We start from the raw sequence: 17,496 nt of genomic DNA on the forward strand, positions 1-17,496 counted from the left end.
AACCGCACGGTGAGGCCCCCTCGTGTTGACAGAGACCACCCGGGTCCTCGAACCCGCCGACCTCGGCGCCGCACTCGCCGTCCTGGAGAGCGCTCCCGTCGAGAACGCCTTCGTGACCGCCCGCGTCCAGGCCGCCGGGCTGGACCCCTGGCGCCTCGGCGGCGAGATGTGGGGCTGGTACACCGAGGGACGGCTGCGTTCGCTCTGCTACTCCGGCGCCAACCTGGTCCCGATCTGCGCCACCCCCGGGGCCGTCCGCGCCTTCGCCGACCGGGCCCGCAGGACCGGCCGCCGCTGCTCCTCCATCGTCGGCCCCGCCGGACCCACCACGGAACTGTGGCGGCTCCTGGAACCGAGCTGGGGCCCCGCCAGGGACGTCCGGGCCAACCAGCCCCTCATGGTCGCCGAGGAGCCCTCCGCCACCGTCGAGCCCGATCCGCTGGTGCGCCGCGTCCGCAAGGACGAGATGGAGGTGATCATGCCCGCCTGCGTGGCCATGTTCACCGAGGAGGTCGGCGTCTCCCCGCTCGCCAACGACGGCGGCCTGCTCTACCAGGCCCGGGTCGCCGAACTCGTCGGCGCGGGTCGCTCCTTCGCCCGGATCGAGGACGGCAGGGTCGTCTTCAAGGCCGAGATCGGCGCCGCCACCCGCCGGGCCTGCCAGATCCAGGGCGTCTGGGTCGCCCCCGAGCACCGGGGCAGGGGCCTCTCCGAGACGGGCATGGCCGCCGTCCTCCGGTACGCCCTGGCCGACGTCGCCCCCGTCGTGAGCCTGTACGTCAACGACTACAACCTCCCCGCCAGGGCCGCGTACCGCCGCGTCGGCTTCCGCGAGACCGGCGCCTTCACGAGCGTGCTGTTCTGAGCGCCCTCCCCGCGCGTGCTATGCCGGAGGGGGAGCCGCTTGTAGGGTGCGCCGCATGGAAGACGCAGAGATCGCGATCGGACCGGTCGACCTGGCCGCCCGGGTGGACGAGGCCCTGGCCGTGCAGGCGGTCGCCTTCGGCCTGGACGCCGACGAGGTCGCCGTGCGCCGCCACATCGTGCTGCGCCACCTCCTCGTGCCCGGCGCCCGCGCCTACGGCGCCACCACCCCCGACGGACGGCTCGTCGGCTTCGCGTACGGCATGCCCAACGACCGCACCCACTGGTGGTCCACCGTCGTGGAGCCGTACCTGCGCGCCACCGGCACCGCCGACTGGCTCGACGGCTCCTTCGCCGTCACCGAACTCCACGTCCACCCCGGCTTCCAGGGCCGGGGCGCGGGCCGCGCGCTGATCACCACCCTCACCGACACCGCCGCCGAGCCCCGCTCGATCCTCTCCGCCATCGACACCGAGAGCCCGGCGCGGGGCCTCTACCGGTCCCTCGGCTACCGGGACCTCGCCCGGCGGGTGCACTTCCCGAGCGCCCCCCGGCCCTACGCGGTGATGGGCGCCCCGCTGCCGCTGGCGCGCCGGAACTGATTTCTCGTCCCCGGGGCCGCCCGGCTAACCTCGGGGCCATCACCTCCCCCGAGCTCTCGGCCCGTTCGAGCAGGGGGGACCCCCAGCCCGGCAGGAGTACGAGAACCATGGCCAACGCACCGGTCCAGCGCATGTCGAAGTTGATGGCGAAGACGCTGCGCGACGACCCGGCGGACGCCGAGGTCCTCAGCCACAAGCTCCTCGTCCGCGCGGGGTACGTGCGCCGCACCGCCGCCGGCATCTGGAGCTGGCTGCCCCTCGGCAAGAAGGTCCTCGCCAACGTCGAGCGGATCGTCCGCGAGGAGATGGACGCCATCGGCGCGCAGGAGGTCTCCCTGCCGGCCCTGCTGCCCCGCGAGCCCTACGACGCGACCGGCCGCTGGGACGAGTACGGCGCCGAGCTGTTCCGCCTCCAGGACCGCAAGGGCGGCGACTACCTCCTCGGCCCGACCCACGAGGAGATCTTCACCCTCCTGGTGAAGGACCAGGCGTCCTCCTACAAGGACCTGCCGGTCATCCTCTACCAGATCCAGAACAAGTTCCGCGACGAGGCCCGCCCCCGCGCCGGCATCCTGCGCGGCCGCGAGTTCCTGATGAAGGACTCGTACTCCTTCGACACGGAGGACGAGGGCCTCGCCCAGGCGTACGCCCTGCACCGCCAGGCGTACCGGCGGGTCTTCGAGCGCCTCGGCCTCGACTACCGCATCTGCGCCGCCACGGCGGGCGCGATGGGCGGCTCGAAGTCCGAGGAGTTCCTCGCCCCGGCCGAGGCCGGCGAGGACACCTTCGCGGACTGCCCGAACTGCGACTTCGCCGCCAACACCGAGGCGGTCTCCTTCGCGCTGAAGGCCGTGGACGGCTCCGCCGTGCCCGCCGCCGAGGAGATCCCCACCCCGGACACCCCGACCATCGAGACCCTCGCGGCCTCCCTCGGCGTCCCCACCTCCGCCACCCTCAAGAACCTCCTGGTGAAGGTCGACGGCGAGATCGTCGCCGTGGGCGTCCCCGGTGACCGCGAGGTCGACCTCGGCAAGGTCGAGGCGCACTTCGCGCCGGCCACCGTCGAGATGGTCACCGAGACCGACTTCGCGGGCCGCCCCGACCTCGTGCGCGGCTACGTCGGCCCGCAGGGCCTCGACAAGGTCACGTACGTCGCCGACCCGCGCGTGGCGCCGGGCACGTCCTGGATCACGGGCGCCAACAAGGAGCACACCCACGCGAAGAACGTGGTCGCCGGACGCGACTTCGAGGTCACCGAGTACGTCGACGTGGTCGTCGTCGAGGAGGGCGACCCCTGCCCGAAGTGCGGCACCGGCCTCAAGCTGGACCGCGCCATCGAGATCGGCCACATCTTCCAGCTCGGCCGCAAGTACGCCGACGCCCTCAAGCTCGACGTCCTCGGCCAGAACGGCAAGCCGGTCCGCGTGACCATGGGCTCGTACGGCATCGGCGTCTCGCGCGCCGTGGCCGCCCTCGCCGAGCAGACCGCCGACGACAAGGGCCTGTGCTGGCCGGCCGAGGTCGCCCCGGCCGACGTCCACGTGGTCGCCGCGGGCAAGGCCCTCCAGACCGAACTGGCCCTGGAGGTCTCCGACAAGCTGTCCGCCGCGGGGCTGCGCGTCCTGGTCGACGACCGCGCGGGCGTCTCGCCGGGCGTCAAGTTCACCGACGCGGAGCTGATCGGCGTCCCGAAGATCCTGGTCGCGGGCCGCCGTTCGGGCGAGGGCGTCGTGGAGCTGAAGGACCGCCGCACGGGGGAGCGCGAGGAGCTGACGGTGGACGAGGCGGTCGCCCGCCTCACCGCGTAACCGCCGGACGGGGGGGAGGGCCGGGACCCGCGGGTCCCGGCCCTCCCCCCCGTCCCGTTCCTCAGGCGCCGTCCTCGCGGGGCGCCGGCTCCACCGACGTGCCCGTCAGGTCCTCGATGGCGTCCTCCGGCGCCGCCCGTCCCCGCGGGCGCGCCTCGTCGAGCAGCGACGGCACCTCCGGGGACCGGACCGGGGCGGGGGCCGCGCCCGCGTTCGCACCCGCGCCCGCCTCCGCGTTCGTACCCTTGCCCGTGTCCGTCCCCGCCGGGGCCTCCGGCGTCGCCCGTTCCAGGAACCGCAGCAGTTCGACCGGGAACGGCAGGACCAGCGTCGAGTTCTTCTCCGCCGCCACGGCCACCACCGTCTGCAGCAGCCGCAGCTGGAGCGCGGCCGGCTGGGCCGACATCTCCGCCGCCGCCTCCGCCAGCTTCTTCGACGCCTGGAGCTCCGCGTCCGCGTTGATCACCCGGGCCCGCCGCTCCCGGTCCGCCTCCGCCTGCCGGGCCATCGAGCGCTTCATGGTCTCCGGGAGCGACACGTCCTTGATCTCCACCCGGTCGATGGCCACGCCCCAGCCCATCGCCGGGCTGTCGAGCATCAGTTCGAGGCCCTGGTTGAGCTGCTCCCGGTTGGACAGCAGGTCGTCCAGGTCGCTCTTGCCGATGATCGACCGCAGCGAGGTCTGCGCCATCTGCGAGACCGCGAACCGGTAGTCCTCCACCTGTACGAGGGCGTCCGCCGGGTCGACGACCTTGAAGTACACGACCGCGTCCACCCGCACCGTCACGTTGTCCCGGGTGATGCCCTCCTGCGCGGGCACCGGCATCGTGACGATCTGCATGTTCACCTTGTGCAGCCGGTCGGCGAACGGGACGACCAGGGTGAAGCCGGGCGGCCGCACCCGGCCGCGCAGCCTGCCGAAGCGGAAGACGACCCCGCGTTCGTACTGCTTGACCACCCGCGCCGCCGCGCCCGCGTACACCGCCGCCGCGGCGGCCGCGCCGCCCACTGCCAGCAGCAGCTCTTCGATCATCACGGCTCCCTGGGGTCGAGCCGCCCGGACCGGGCGAGTCCGAACGCCGAAGACCGACGAACGGTACAAAAAGGGTATTACCCCGCTGTTCGTCCGCGAACAGTCTCCGGCCCGCGCAACCTCGCCCGCCCGGAAGCGGCCCCTCCGGAAGCCGCCCGTCCGGGGACCGCCCGTCCGGGAGCCGTGCCGGCCCGCCGGCTACAGCCAGCTCGCGAACTCCAGGAGCAGCTCCGCGTCCTGCCGCCGCCCCGCCGTCAGCGCCCGCGTCCCCGACTCCACCGCCCGGAACAGGGTCCAGCCGCGCAGCCGCTCCCGGTCCACGTCCAGCGAGTCCGCCAGCCTGTTCACCCGCCGCCGGGCCACCGAGGCGCCCGCCGAGGCCGCGACCAGGTCCTCCACCCGGTCCCGTACGAGCCGGGCCAGGTCGTAGGCGCGCTCGCCGACCAGCGGTTCGGGTCCCACGGCCAGCCACGGCGCCCGGTCGCCGGCCAGGACCTTGCCCTGCCGGAAGTTGCCGTGCAGCAGCAGCGTCTCGCTCTCCCCGGCCACCAGCTCCTCGCGTGCCGCGAGCGCCGCCTCCGTGAGACCGGCGGTCGCCGCGTCCGCGCGGTAGCGCTCCATCGCCGGAACCTGCCGGGCCGTCCGCCCGGCCACCGACTCGAAGCCGTGACCGGCCGGGGGCTCGACCCACAGCTTCCGCACGGTGCCCGCCGCCTCCAGGAGCGCCTTCGCCTCCGGCAGCGAGCGCAGCGACACCTCGGGGTGCAGCCGTTCGAGGACCAGCCCCCCGTCACCGGCCTCCCCGAGCAGCCGTACCGCGCCCCAGCCGTCCCAGTGGGCGAGCGCGTCCCGCTCCCGGTCGGGCCGAGCGAACGGAGGCGCCACCTTGAGGGCGGCGGGGGAGCCGTCGGGCCGCCGGACGAGCACCACCAGACTGCTCCGCCCGCCGGGGGCCACCACCCGTTCGGCCTCCAGGGAGCCCCGGTCGAGCGCGGCCCGCGCGTGCTCCGGCAGCCGCTCCAGCCACTCGGCCGCCGCGGACTCCCCGTACGTCTCGCCGAGCACCCGGACGAGTCGCTGCGGCGGTTCGAAACCCATGCGTACGTTGTTCCTTCGGTCGGGGCGGGCTCAGGCCCGCTCGGCGAGCCCAGGAAAGGTTACGTCGCCGCCGCGCCAGCGCACGGCGCGTACCGCCGCCTCCCTCAGCGCGGCGGCCGCCTCCCGCCGGGCCGGGCCCTCGGTGGCCCTGACCAGGTCGGAGTAGACGGCGGCCACCCGGTCCTCCAGGACGGCGGCGAGCCGCACCGCGTCCGCCCGGTCCGCCACCCGGAACGGCAGCCCGTACGCCGCCTCCGCCGCCACCGGTGTCCCGCCGAGGTCCCGTACGGTCCGGCGCAGCGCGTCCCGGCGCGCCCGGTGGGCCTCGTACGCGGCCGCGGCCTCCGCCCGGCGTCCGGCGCCGACCCGGCCGCCGACGACCCCGTACCCGTACACCGCCGCGTGCTCGGCGGCCAGTGCCGCCTGGGCGGCGTCGAGGGCGCTCATGTCCGGGCTCCTCCGGTCAGCAGATGGACGTGGACGGCGCCCGAGGCCGCCACCGAGGCGAGCAGCCGGGCGTACTCGGGAGGGGCGGCGAGCAGCGCCGCCGTGTGCCCGTCGGAGGCGGCGCGCTCGGCCGCCGCGAGCTGCCCGAGGGCCGCCCCGGCGTCGGCCGCCACCGGTACGCGGGCAGGGGAGGGGGCCGCCGGGGCGGAGGCGGAGGCGGAGGGGGCCCGGGAGGCCGTCACGGGCTCCGCCGGGCCCGTACCGCCCTCGCCGAGGGCCTTCACGTGGTCCGCCACCGAGCGCCGCAGCGGGGCCAGCCGGGGCGCCAGGGCCGGATGGGCCGTGAGCACCGCGTCGTACCGTTCCAGCAGTCCGCGCGCGGCGGCCACCGAGCGCGCCCGCAGCGCCGCCTCGGCGCGCGCCGCCCGCGCGGCCTCCCGTTCGGCGGCGTCCGGCCGCCGGGGGCCGCCGTCCCCGCCCGGGGAGGTGCAGCCCACCAGCGCCGTGGCCCCCGCCGCCGCCCCCGCCACGAGGAGCGCGCGTCTGCCCGTCGTCGTCACACCTTCTCCCTCGGCCGCCGTGTCCGTATTCGAAGATCCGTCCGTACGCGAAGACCGCCGGGATCGTCGCAGGCGAGCGTACCCGCGGGCCCCGGGCCGGTGGACGGCAACACCCTCCGGGACCGGATACCCTTTGGTCTGACACGCGACGAACCACAACAGCACACGCGGCCGAGGAGTCACCCGGATGAGCACCCACCAGAGCGACAGGCTGCGCGGACTCATTGAGCCGCTCGTCCGCGAGAAGGACCTGGACCTGGAGGAGATCGAGGTCTCCCGGGCGGGCCGCCGCGGACTGCTGCGGATCGTCGTCGACGCGGACGAGGGCGTGGAGCTGGACCTCTGTGCCGAGCTGAGCCGCGCGATCTCCGAGAAGCTGGACGAGACCGACGCGATGGGCGAGGGCGAGTACGTCCTCGAAGTCAGCTCCCCCGGCGCGGACCGCCCCCTCACCGAGCACCGCCACTACGTACGGGCCACCGGCCGTCTGGTCCGGTTCCAGCTCGCCGACGCGGGTGAGCTGGTCGCCCGGATCGTCGCCGTGGACGAGGACGGCCTCGACCTGGAGGTGCCGGGCGTGAAGGGGCGCAGGCCCACCGCCCGCCGGATCGGGTTCGGCGAGATCTCCAGGGCGCGTGTCGAGATCGAGTTCAACCGCAAGGACAAGAAGGAAGAGGAGGCGTAGCCGTGGACATCGACGTGAAGCTGCTCAAGGGCTTGGCGCATGAGAAGGAGATCTCCTTCGACCTGCTGGTCGAGGCGATCGAGTCGGCCCTCCTCATCGCGTACCACCGCACCCCCGACGCCCGCCGCCACGCGCGCGTGGAGCTGGACCGCACCACCGGTCACGTCACCGTGTGGGCGAAGGAGGACCCCTCCGACCTGGAGGAGGGCCAGGAGCCCAAGGACTTCGACGACACCCCGTCCGACTTCGGCCGGATCGCGGCGAGCACCGCCCGCCAGGTCATCCAGCAGCGGCTGCGGGACGCCGAGAACGACGTGACCTTCGGCGAGTACGCGCGCCGCGAGGGCGATGTCGTCGCCGGCGTGGTGCAGCAGGGCAAGGACCCGAAGAACGTCCTGGTCAGGCTGGACGACAAGCTGGAGGCCATCCTTCCGGTCCAGGAGCAGGTGCCGGGCGAGGAGTACACCCACGGCCTGCGTCTGCGGACGTACGTCGTCCGGGTGGCCAGGGGCGTCCGCGGTCCCTCCGTCACCCTGTCGCGCACCCACCCCAACCTGGTGAAGAAGCTCTTCGCCCTGGAGGTGCCGGAGATCGCGGACGGTTCGGTCGAGATCTCGGCCATCGCCCGCGAGGCCGGCCACCGCACCAAGATCGCCGTCCGCGCCACCCGTTCGGGCCTGAACCCCAAGGGCGCCTGCATCGGCCCGATGGGCAGCCGCGTCCGCAACGTGATGGCGGAGCTGCTCGGCGAGAAGATCGACATCGTCGACTGGTCGGACGACCCGGCCGAGATGGTGGCGAACGCGCTCTCCCCGGCCCGGGTCTCCAAGGTCGAGATCGTCGACCTGGGCGCCCGCTCGGCCCGGGTGACGGTGCCGGACTACCAGCTCTCGCTCGCGATCGGCAAGGAGGGCCAGAACGCCCGCCTGGCCGCGCGCCTCACCGGCTGGCGGATCGACATCCGTCCGGACACCGAGCAGACCGGGCAGACCGGGCTGGCCGGCCGGGACTGAGACCGTTTTTGGCCAACGACTGTTCGATTCTTGCCCCGATCGGGCGAGGTCGGTACGGGGAGGTAGACTTAATCGTGTCTGGCCGGACGCCCGCCCGCGCGTGCCCTGAGCGAACCTGTGTGGGATGCCGGGAGCGAGCGGCCAAGAGCGATCTGCTGCGGATCGTGATGAATAAGGACGAGTGCGTTCCGGATCATCGCGGTACGCTGCCCGGCCGGGGTGCGTACCTCCACCCCGCCGTGGTCTGTCTCGACCTGGCGGTCCGCCGCCGGGCGTTCCCGAGGGCCTTCCGGGCCCAGGGACCGCTCGACACCGCGGAACTCCGCCACCACGTCGAGCGATCGGCACAGCAGTGAAGAAGCACGGCACGGAACACCGTGCGGTCAGGTACCTCGCGAGTTGGAAGTAGGTCGAGATTGCGATGAGCACTCGATGAGTACGCGATGAGTACGCCCATGAAGTAGCGACGGTCCGGCGGTAACCGGACCTCACAAAGGAGCAAAGTGGCTAAGGTCCGGGTATACGAACTCGCCAAGGAGTTCGGTGTGGAGAGCAAGGTCGTCATGGCCAAGCTCCAAGAACTCGGTGAATTCGTCCGTTCGGCGTCCTCGACGATCGAGGCGCCGGTCGTGCGCAAGTTGACTGACGCTTTGCAGGGTCCCGGCGGCAACGCCGGCAGGACCGCTGCGAAGCCCGGCGCGCCCCGCAAGGCGGCGCCCGCCCCCGCCGCGCCGAAGCCGGCGCAGGCATCCCCCGCGCCGTCCCCGGCGCAGGCCGCACGTCCCGCCGCCCCGAAGCCTGGCGCGCCCACCCCGGCGCCCAAGCCCGCGGCAGCGGAGAAGCCCTCGACGCCGGCCGCCTCCGGCCCGCGTCCCACTCCGGGTCCGAAGCCCCCGGCCGCGCCGAAGCCGGCGCCGGCCTCCCCGGCTCCGACCGCCCCGGAGTTCACCGCGCCCCCGTCGGCCCCGGCCGCCGGCAAGGAGCGTCCCGCCGGCGCGACCCCGGGCCCCCGCCCGGCCGCCCGTCCGGGCCAGCAGGCACCCCGCCCGCAGGGACAGGGCGCCCCGCGCCCCGGTGGCCAGCAGGCCCCCCGTCCGGGCGGTGCCCGTCCGGCCGGTCCCCGTCCGGGCAACAACCCCTTCACCTCGGGCGGCTCCACCGGCATGGCGCGCCCGCAGTCGCCGCGTCCCGGTGGCGGTGCCCCCCGTCCGGGCGGCCCCGGTGCCGTTCCGGGCGCCCCGCGTCCGCAGGGCGGCCCCGGCGGCGCACAGCGTTCCGGCGGCCCCGGCGCCCCGGGCGGCGCCCGTCCCACCCCCGGCGGCATGCCCCGTCCGCAGGCTCCCCGTCCCGGCGGCGCCCCCGGCGGCAACCGTCCCAACCCGGGCATGATGCCGCAGCGTCCCGCCGCGGGCCCGCGTCCCGGCCCCGGCGGCCGTGGTCCCGGTGGCCCCGGCGGCCGTCCGGGCGGTCCCGGCGGTGGCGGCGGCGGTCGTCCCGGCTTCACCGGCCGTCCGGCCGGTCCCGGCGGCGGTGGCGGCGGCTTCGCCGGCCGTCCCGGTGGTCCCGGTGGCGGCGGCGGCCGTCCGGGTGGTCCCGGTGGCGGCGGCTTCGGCGGTCGTCCCGGCGGCTTCGGCGGCCGTCCCGGCGGTCCCGGTGGCCGTGGTGGCACGCAGGGCGCCTTCGGCCGTCCCGGCGGTCCCGCGCGTCGCGGTCGCAAGTCGAAGCGTCAGAGGCGCCAGGAGTACGAGGCCATGCAGGCCCCGTCCGTGGGCGGCGTGATGCTGCCCCGCGGCCACGGCGAGACCATTCGCCTGTCGCGCGGTGCCTCCCTCACCGACTTCGCCGAGAAGATCGGCGCCAACCCGGCGTCGCTCGTCGCGGTGATGATGAACCTCGGCGAGATGGTCACGGCCACGCAGTCCGTCTCCGACGACACGCTGACGATGCTCGGCGAGGAGATGAACTACACCGTTCAGATCGTCTCGCCCGAGGAGGAGGACCGCGAGCTGCTCGAGTCCTTCGACATCGAGTTCGGCGAGGACGAGGGCGGCGAAGAGGCCCTGGTCTCCCGTCCGCCGGTCGTCACCGTCATGGGTCACGTCGACCACGGAAAGACCCGACTGCTCGACGCGATCCGCAAGACGAACGTCGTCGCGGGCGAGGCCGGTGGCATCACCCAGCACATCGGCGCCTACCAGGTGGGCACCGAGGTCAACGGCGAAGAGCGTCGCATCACCTTCATCGACACCCCGGGTCACGAGGCGTTCACCGCCATGCGTGCCCGTGGTGCGAAGTCGACCGACATCGCGATCCTCGTGGTCGCGGCCAACGACGGCGTCATGCCGCAGACGATCGAGGCGCTCAACCACGCCAAGGCCGCCGGCGTCCCGATCGTCGTCGCGGTCAACAAGATCGACGTCGAGGGCGCGGACCCGACCAAGGTCCGCGGCCAGCTGACCGAGTTCGGTCTGGTGGCCGAGGAGTACGGCGGCGACACGATGTTCGTCGACATCTCCGCCAAGCAGGGTCTGCACATCGACTCCCTGCTGGAGGCCGTCGTCCTCACCGCCGACGCCTCGCTCGACCTGCGGGCCAACCCGAACCAGGACGCGCAGGGCATCGCGATCGAGTCCCACCTGGACCGCGGCCGCGGTGCGGTCTCGACCGTCCTCGTCCAGCGCGGAACGCTGCGCATCGGCGACACCGTGGTGGTCGGCGACGCGTACGGCCGCGTCCGGGCGATGCTCGACGACAAGGGCAACAACGTCGAGGAGGCGACCCCGTCGACTCCCGTCCTGGTGCTCGGTCTCACCAACGTCCCGGGTGCCGGCGACAACCTCCTGGTGGTCGACGAGGACCGCACGGCGCGTCAGATCGCCGAGAAGCGGGCCGCCCGCGAGCGCAACGCGGCCTTCGCCAAGCGCGTCCGCCGGGTGTCCCTCGAGGACCTCGACAAGGTGCTCAAGGCCGGTCTCGTCCAGGAACTCAACCTCATCATCAAGGGCGACGCGTCCGGTGCGGTCGAGGCCCTGGAGTCCTCGCTGCTCCAGCTCGACGTCGGCGAAGAGGTCGACATCCGCGTCCTGCACCGCGGTGTGGGTGCGGTCACCGAGTCGGACATCGACCTGGCCATGGGCTCCGACGCCATCGTCATCGGCTACAACGTCCGCGCGGCCGGCCGTGCCGCGCAGATGGCGGAGCGCGAGGGCGTCGACGTCCGGTACTACTCGGTCATCTACCAGGCGATCGAGGAGATCGAGGCGGCGCTCAAGGGCCTCCTCAAGCCGGAGTACGAAGAGGTCGAGCTCGGTACGGCGGAGATCCGCGAGGTCTTCCGCTCGTCCAAGCTGGGCAACATCGCGGGTGTCCTCATCCGCTCCGGCGAGGTCAAGCGCAACACCAAGGCGCGCCTCATCCGCGACGGCAAGGTCATCGCGGAGGACCTCACCATCCACGGTCTGCGCCGCTTCAAGGACGACGTCACCGAGATCCGCGAAGGCTTCGAGGGCGGTATCAACCTCGGAAACTACAACGACATCAAGGTCGACGACGTCATCGCGACGTACGAGATGCGCGAGAAGCCGCGCGCCTGATCGCGTCGGATCGCAGCAGTGAGCAGGGGCCGGTCGGCGGAACTTATTCCGTCGATCGGCCCCGGCCGTTGCGTGTACGGTTCCTGGTGCACCCGCCCCGCGGTGGGCGGGGCCACTGACCCCGAACCGGCGGGACATCCGGACACACATGTACGTGGGGACACTGTCCTTCGATCTGCTCCTCGGCGACGTACGTTCGTTGAAGGAGAAACGCTCCGTCGTCAGGCCGATCGTCGCCGAGCTCCAGCGCAAGTTCGCGGTGAGCGCGGCGGAGGTGGGCGGCCAGGACCTCCACCGGCGGGCCGAGATCGGCGTCGCGATGGTGACGGGGGACCCGGGACACCTCAGCGACGTGCTGGACCGGTGCGAGCGGCTCGTCGCCGCCCGCCCGGAGGTGGAGCTGCTGTCGGTGCGCCGCAGGCTCCACACTGATGAAGACTGATTTGAGCAAGGCGAAGAAGGAGAAGGACCAGTGGCCGACAACGCGCGGGCGAAGAAGCTGGCAGACCTCATCCGGGAGGTGGTCGCCGAGAAGCTGCAGCGCGGCATCAAGGACCCCCGCCTGGGTACGCACGTGACCATCACGGACACCCGTGTCACCGGCGACCTGCGGGAGGCCACGGTCTTCTACACGGTCTACGGCGACGACGAGGACCGCGCGAGCGCCGCGGCCGGCCTGGAGAGCGCCAAGGGCATCCTCCGCTCGGCCGTGGGCCGGGCGGCGGGCACCAAGTTCACCCCGACGCTGGCCTTCGTGGCCGACGCGCTCCCGGAGAACGCCCGCACCATCGAGGACCTCCTCGACAAGGCGCGCGCCTCCGACGCCCAGGTGCGGGAGGCGTCCTCGGGCGCCGCCTTCGCGGGCGAAGCCGACCCCTACAAGAAGCCGGGCGAGGACGAAGCCGCCGAATGAGCACCGCACCCCCCACGCCCGACGGCCTTGTCATCGTCGACAAGCCGTCGGGCTTCACTTCGCACGACGTCGTGGCCAAGATGCGCGGGATCGCGAAGACCCGCCGCGTCGGCCACGCCGGAACGCTCGACCCCATGGCGACGGGCGTCCTCGTCCTCGGCGTGGAGCGGGCGACCAAACTGCTCGGGCACCTCGCGCTGACCGAGAAGGAGTACCTGGGCACCATCCGCCTGGGCCAGACCACGGTCACCGACGACGCCGAGGGCGAGATCACGGCGTCGGCCGACGCGTCGAAGGTCACCCGCGAGGGGATCGACGCCGGTGTGGCGGAGCTGACCGGCGACATCATGCAGGTGCCGTCGAAGGTCTCCGCCATCAAGATCGACGGCAAGCGGTCCTACGCGCGCGTGCGCGGCGGCGAGGAGTTCGAGATCCCGGCCCGCCCGGTCACCGTCTCCTCCTTCCGGGTGTACGACATCCGCGAGGCCGTCGCCGGGGACGGCACCCCGGTCGTGGACCTGGTCGTCTCGGTGGTCTGCTCCTCCGGCACGTACATCCGGGCGCTCGCCCGGGACCTCGGAGCCGGGCTCGGCGTGGGCGGCCACCTGACCGCGCTGCGCCGGACCCGCGTCGGCCCGTACAAGCTGGACGCGGCCAGGACCCTGGACCAGCTCCAGGAGGAGCTGACGGTCATGCCGGTCGCGGACGCGGCCTCGGCGGCGTTCCCCCGCTGGGACGTGGACGAGAAGCGGGCCCGGCTGCTGCTCAACGGCGTCCGCCTGGAGATGCCGGAGTACCCGAAGGGGCCCGTCGCGGTCTACGGACCGGAGGGGAAGCTGCTCGCCCTGGTCGAGGACCAGCGGGGCAAGGCCAAGAGCCTCGCCGTCTTCGGCTGAGCGGTGGTCCGGGCGCCGGGGCACGGAAGTGCTCCGGGCGGTCCCGGCGGTGGGGCGGGCACGCGCGCGTGCCCGCCCCACCGCCTTTCCCCGGCGTCCCCCTCCTGAAGGGGAGCCGTCCGGCGAAGTCACGGGGATTCACTCCACCGGGCGGGCGCTCGGGGCGAAAGGGGAGTGAAAGGGGGCGCGTTACGCGTCGTGCGCCGTCCGGTGATCACCGGCGGCCTTACCGTCGTCAGCATGGGACGCGGGGACCTGGCGACGCTGGTGCGGATCTGCGATCCGGCGGGCCGGTCGCGCGGCACCGGCTTCCTCGCCGACCACCACGGAACGGTCGTCACCAGCCACGAAGCCGTCGACGGACTCGGACGCGTCCTGCTGCGCGCCCCGGGCGACCGGAGCTGGCTCGCCGAGGCCGAGGCCGTCACCCCCCTCCCGGAGAGCGGGCTCGCGCTCGTCCGCAGCGACGGACTCGGCGTCCGCCCCCTGCCGCTCGCCACCCGCGCCGAGATCGAACCCGGCACCTACGTCCGGATCGCGGCCCACGGCTGGCGCGAGGCCCGCGTCCTCGGCCCCGCCGCCGTCACGTACACCGCCGCCGACCGCTTCCACGACCTCGACGACGCCCTCGAACTCGCCATCGGCACCGAGGGCGCCGAGGCGCTCCGCCGGGGCGGACAGGCCGCCGGCGGCCCCGTCCTCGACACCACCACCGGCACCGTCCTCGCCGTCCTCGGCACCGCCCTCCGCGGCGCCCGGGCGACCGCCGGGTACGCGGTCCCGCTCCGGCCCGCCGGCCCCCTCGCCGACCTGCTGCGCCGCAACGCCGCCACCGTCCCCGCCTATGGGCCCGACCTCAACCTCGCCGGCATCCTGGAACTGACCGCCACCTCCACCGGACCCGCGCGCCTCCCCGACCCGTGGCCCGAACCCGTCGAACGGGCCGGGTGCGCCCGCGAACTCGACCGCTTCACCACCGGGAACGCCCCCGTCCTCGCCCTGGTCGGCGCCCCCGGCACCGGCCGCACCACCGCCCTCGCCGCGCTCTGCGACCGCCGCGCCCGGGGCGCGGAACCGGCCCCCACCGTCCGGCTGCGCGGCGCCGACCTGCGCGCCGGGGACCGCTCCCTCGCCGACGCCGTCGGCCGCGCCCTGCACCAGGCCGGCCGGATCGTCGCCGCCTCCGGGGCGCTCGGCGACACCACCGCCGTGACCCCCGAACGGGCCGCCGCCCTCGCCCGGGAGGCGGGCCGGCCGCTCCTCGTCGTCCTCGACGGTCCCGAGGAGATGCCCCCGCTCCTCGCCCACCGGCTCCCCGCCTGGACCACCGCCACCGAACGCTGGCTCCGCGCCCACGAGGTCCGGCTCGTCACCGCCTGCCGCCCCGAACACTGGGAGCGGGCCGGCGCGCTCTACGGCCCCCACGCCCCGCACCGGCCCGCCGCGGCGACCGGGGGAGGGCCGCCCGCCGTCGTCCTCGGCCCGTACACCGAGGAGGAGGCCCGGGCCGTGCGCGAGGGGTACGGGCTCCGCGCGACGGACCTCGCCGAGGCGGACGCCCGGCACCCGCTCGCCCTGCGGCTGCTCGCCGAGGTCCGGGCCGCGCTGCCCGGAGAGGTGCCGGGGCGGCCCTGCCGCGAGGAGATCTTCACCGCCCACCTGGACCTGATGTGCCTGCGGATCGCCGTCCGGATCGCCGCCGGGACCCGGCCCCTCGTCCGGGGGACCGCCGTGCGCCGGCTCGCCGCGCGCGTCACCGGCCGGGTCCACGAGGCGGCCCGCCGCTGCCTCGGCCCCGGGCACGGCGTCCTCGACCGGGCCTCCTTCGAGGAACTGTTCCCCTGGCGGGAGGGGTGGGCCCCGGCCGTCCTCACCGAGGGCCTGCTCGTCCCGGCCGGCTCCGGCTACCGCTTCGCCCACGAGGAGCCGGCCGACTGGCTCCAGGCCGCCCACCTCGACCTGGACGCGGCCCTGCACGCCCTGGTCCACGCCCACCGCGGGACGCCGGCGGGACCCGGCCCTTCCGGCGGGACCCGCCCGGACGCGGGCCCCGCCGCCCCGGGAGCCGCCGGGCAGGGAGGCACCGCCCCGGGAGCCGCCGGGCAGGGAGGCACCGGGCCGGGAGGCGTCCCCCCGGGAGCCACCGAACCGGAGGTCGCCGTTCCGGCCGGCCGTCACCGGGCGGGAGCGGGCACCCCGCCCCCCGCGCTCCCGGGCGTGCCCGGAGCGGCCCCGCGCGCCGTCGGCCCCCGCACCGCCCCGGCCGGCCCCGGCCCCGCCGTACCCGCGCGGCGGGACGCCGCGCCGACGGAAGGGCCGGAAGGGCCGGAAGGGCAGCCGCCCGTGCCCCGGCACCGGATCGGGCCCGTCCTCCAGGCGCTCCTGCTGCTGCACCGGGAGCACGGACCGGCCGGGCTCGCGCCCAGGCTCGCCGCGCTGGTGGAGGCGCTGGCCGGGTTCGCGGACGCCGACCGGAACGGGGACGGCGCCTGGTGGGCCGCACGGCTCCTCGGGGAGAGCGTCCGGCGGATGCCGGACCAGCGGCCCTACCTGCCCGTCCTGCGGCTGCTCGCCGACCGGATCGGCGCCCGCCCGGCCCGGCACCCCGTCTTCGCCGCCTTCGGGCCGGAGTTCTGGCGCGGCCTCGCGCTCGGGGAGGACGAGCGGATCGACCTGCTCCGGCGGCTCGTCCCCGCCGACCCGCCGGACGGCGAACGCTGCCTCGACGCCGTCGCGGAGATGCTCGCCGCCGACCCCCGGGGCGTCCAGCCGCTCCTGTGCCGCTGGTTCGGCGACGGACGGCCGCTGCCCGCCGCCCCGCACGCCACCGTCGCCACCACCGCCCAGGCGCTCCTCCACACCCACCGGCGGCTCGCCGTGGACGACCTGTGCGAGGCGCTGGTCACCACCGCGCACCCGCTCGCCGAAGGTCTCCTCGGCGCGCTCGCCGAGGACGAGACCTCCGCCCTCTGCCGGGCCGTCGACCGCTGGGCCCACGACGACGGACGACCGGAGCGGCGCGTCGCCGCCGCCGCGTACGGACACCTCGCCGCCGGCCGCGCCACCGCCCCCGCCGACCGCGAACTCCTCCGCTACGCGGCCCTCGCCCTGCTCGCCCGCCCCGGCGACCGGGCCCTGCACGGCGCCGCCCTCGGCCTCCTGATCCGCGACCCGCACACCCGCGCCGCCCACCTGCCCCGCGCCCGCACCGAACCCGGCGTCCCCCTGGACGCCCTCCTCGCGGCGCTCCCGACCCACCCCGAACCGGTCCTCGACGCCCTCGGGGAGCGGCTGGACGGCCCCGGCGCCACACCGGCCGCCGTCCTGCGGGCCCTCGCCGGGATCGACACGCCCTCCCTCGCCCGCCGCGTCGCGGCCTTCGTCCGCGACCGCGCCCTGCGCCACCCCGAGGACGCCCCGCACGTCGCCGCCTTCGTGGACCGCAGGCTCGAGGACGGACCGGAGGCCAGGGCCGTCCTCCACCCCCTGGTCACCGGCCTGATCCGGAGCCGCCCCGCCGCCCTCCGGCACGCCCTCGCCCCGGTGCTCGCCGCCCCCGGCACCGGCGCCTCCCGCCACCTGCGGGCCGAACTGCTCGACGTCCTCCTGGAGCACGAGCGGTACGAGGCCGACGCAGGCGAGCTGTCCGTCCTGGACGCCCTCCTGGAGGCCGCCGCCGAGGGCGCGGAGCGGCGCAGCGCGCCCCGCACCCGGCAGCTCACCCACCGCGCCGGGCTCCTGTACCTCCGTACCCCCGAGGGCGCCGGGCGGCTCGACCGGACGCTGGCCGCGCTCGTCCACGAGTGGCCCGTCTTCACCGAACTCCTCGGCGGCTGGATCGTCGCCGCCCCCGGCGACTGGGCGCCGCTGCTCGGCATCGAGACCCTGGACGCGCTGCGGAGCCCCGGCACCCCCATGCCGATGCGTGCCGACGGGCGGGGGCATGGCAGTCTTAGACCTGCTTAATCGGCGAACAGGCGGACG

Annotated in this window: 15 protein-coding genes; 11 read left to right on the forward strand and 4 right to left on the reverse strand. The window is 74.9% G+C overall.

Going from position 1 to position 17,496, the window contains the following annotated elements; genetic code table 11:
• Positions 1–22 precede the first annotated feature (22 nt).
• The 3 genes from ACZ6AQ_RS16645 to ACZ6AQ_RS16655 all read left to right on the forward strand — a co-directional run bounded on the left by ACZ6AQ_RS16645 (position 23) and on the right by ACZ6AQ_RS16655 (position 3,274).
• Positions 23–865, forward strand: coding sequence for a GNAT family N-acetyltransferase (locus ACZ6AQ_RS16645; RefSeq protein WP_468760430.1), 843 nt, complete (start codon positions 23–25; stop codon positions 863–865).
• Between the two features lie 55 nt (positions 866–920).
• On the forward strand, positions 921–1,466 hold the full coding sequence (locus ACZ6AQ_RS16650) for a GNAT family N-acetyltransferase (protein WP_468760431.1): 546 nt from the start codon (positions 921–923) through the stop codon (positions 1,464–1,466).
• A gap of 107 nt (positions 1,467–1,573) precedes the next feature.
• Positions 1,574–3,274, forward strand: a complete 1,701-nt coding sequence (locus tag ACZ6AQ_RS16655; RefSeq protein ID WP_468760432.1) for a proline--tRNA ligase — start codon at positions 1,574–1,576, stop codon at positions 3,272–3,274.
• A gap of 61 nt (positions 3,275–3,335) precedes the next feature.
• On the opposite strand, the gene ACZ6AQ_RS16660 is transcribed toward ACZ6AQ_RS16655, so the two are convergent.
• From ACZ6AQ_RS16660 to ACZ6AQ_RS16675, 4 genes are all read right to left on the reverse strand, one after another.
• On the reverse strand, positions 3,336–4,307 hold the full coding sequence (locus ACZ6AQ_RS16660; RefSeq protein ID WP_468760433.1) for a slipin family protein: 972 nt from the start codon (positions 4,305–4,307) through the stop codon (positions 3,336–3,338).
• Positions 4,308–4,505: 198 nt separating this feature from the next.
• Positions 4,506–5,405 (reverse strand): aminoglycoside phosphotransferase family protein, encoded by a 900-nt coding sequence (locus ACZ6AQ_RS16665; RefSeq protein ID WP_468760434.1) that lies wholly within the window; start codon positions 5,403–5,405, stop codon positions 4,506–4,508.
• A 30-nt stretch (positions 5,406–5,435) separates the two neighbouring features.
• Positions 5,436–5,852, reverse strand: coding sequence for a DUF4439 domain-containing protein (locus tag ACZ6AQ_RS16670; protein WP_468760435.1), 417 nt, complete (start codon positions 5,850–5,852; stop codon positions 5,436–5,438).
• Complete coding sequence (locus ACZ6AQ_RS16675; RefSeq protein ID WP_468760436.1) at positions 5,849–6,412, reverse strand: hypothetical protein; 564 nt, start codon at positions 6,410–6,412, stop codon at positions 5,849–5,851. The genes ACZ6AQ_RS16670 and ACZ6AQ_RS16675 overlap by 4 nt, the downstream gene beginning before the upstream one ends.
• A gap of 187 nt (positions 6,413–6,599) precedes the next feature.
• On the opposite strand from ACZ6AQ_RS16675, the gene rimP reads away from it, so the two are divergent.
• The 8 genes from rimP to ACZ6AQ_RS16715 all read left to right on the forward strand — a co-directional run bounded on the left by rimP (position 6,600) and on the right by ACZ6AQ_RS16715 (position 17,478).
• A complete protein-coding gene (gene rimP, locus ACZ6AQ_RS16680) occupies positions 6,600–7,097 on the forward strand; it encodes a ribosome maturation factor RimP (RefSeq protein WP_468760437.1) in 498 nt (165 codons plus the stop codon).
• A 2-nt stretch (positions 7,098–7,099) separates the two neighbouring features.
• Positions 7,100–8,110: a transcription termination factor NusA gene (gene nusA, locus ACZ6AQ_RS16685; protein ID WP_468760438.1), complete on the forward strand. Its 1,011-nt coding sequence runs from the start codon at positions 7,100–7,102 to the stop codon at positions 8,108–8,110.
• Between the two features lie 74 nt (positions 8,111–8,184).
• On the forward strand, positions 8,185–8,466 hold the full coding sequence (locus ACZ6AQ_RS16690) for a YlxR family protein (protein ID WP_388699576.1): 282 nt from the start codon (positions 8,185–8,187) through the stop codon (positions 8,464–8,466).
• 147 nt (positions 8,467–8,613) lie between these two features.
• Positions 8,614–11,703: a translation initiation factor IF-2 gene (gene infB, locus ACZ6AQ_RS16695; protein WP_468760439.1), complete on the forward strand. Its 3,090-nt coding sequence runs from the start codon at positions 8,614–8,616 to the stop codon at positions 11,701–11,703.
• Positions 11,704–11,851: 148 nt separating this feature from the next.
• Positions 11,852–12,145, forward strand: a complete 294-nt coding sequence (locus ACZ6AQ_RS16700; RefSeq protein ID WP_030217805.1) for a DUF503 domain-containing protein — start codon at positions 11,852–11,854, stop codon at positions 12,143–12,145.
• A 30-nt stretch (positions 12,146–12,175) separates the two neighbouring features.
• Entirely contained in the window at positions 12,176–12,616 is a 441-nt protein-coding gene (gene rbfA, locus ACZ6AQ_RS16705; protein WP_360312255.1) for a 30S ribosome-binding factor RbfA, read from the forward strand.
• Complete coding sequence (truB, locus tag ACZ6AQ_RS16710; protein WP_468760440.1) at positions 12,613–13,512, forward strand: tRNA pseudouridine(55) synthase TruB; 900 nt, start codon at positions 12,613–12,615, stop codon at positions 13,510–13,512. Before rbfA ends, truB begins: the two co-directional genes overlap by 4 nt.
• Positions 13,513–13,752: 240 nt before the next feature.
• A complete protein-coding gene (locus tag ACZ6AQ_RS16715; RefSeq protein WP_468760441.1) occupies positions 13,753–17,478 on the forward strand; it encodes a trypsin-like peptidase domain-containing protein in 3,726 nt (1,241 codons plus the stop codon).
• The last annotated feature ends 18 nt before the right edge of the window (positions 17,479–17,496 follow it).

Source organism: Streptomyces sp. NPDC041191 (genome assembly GCF_055591945.1).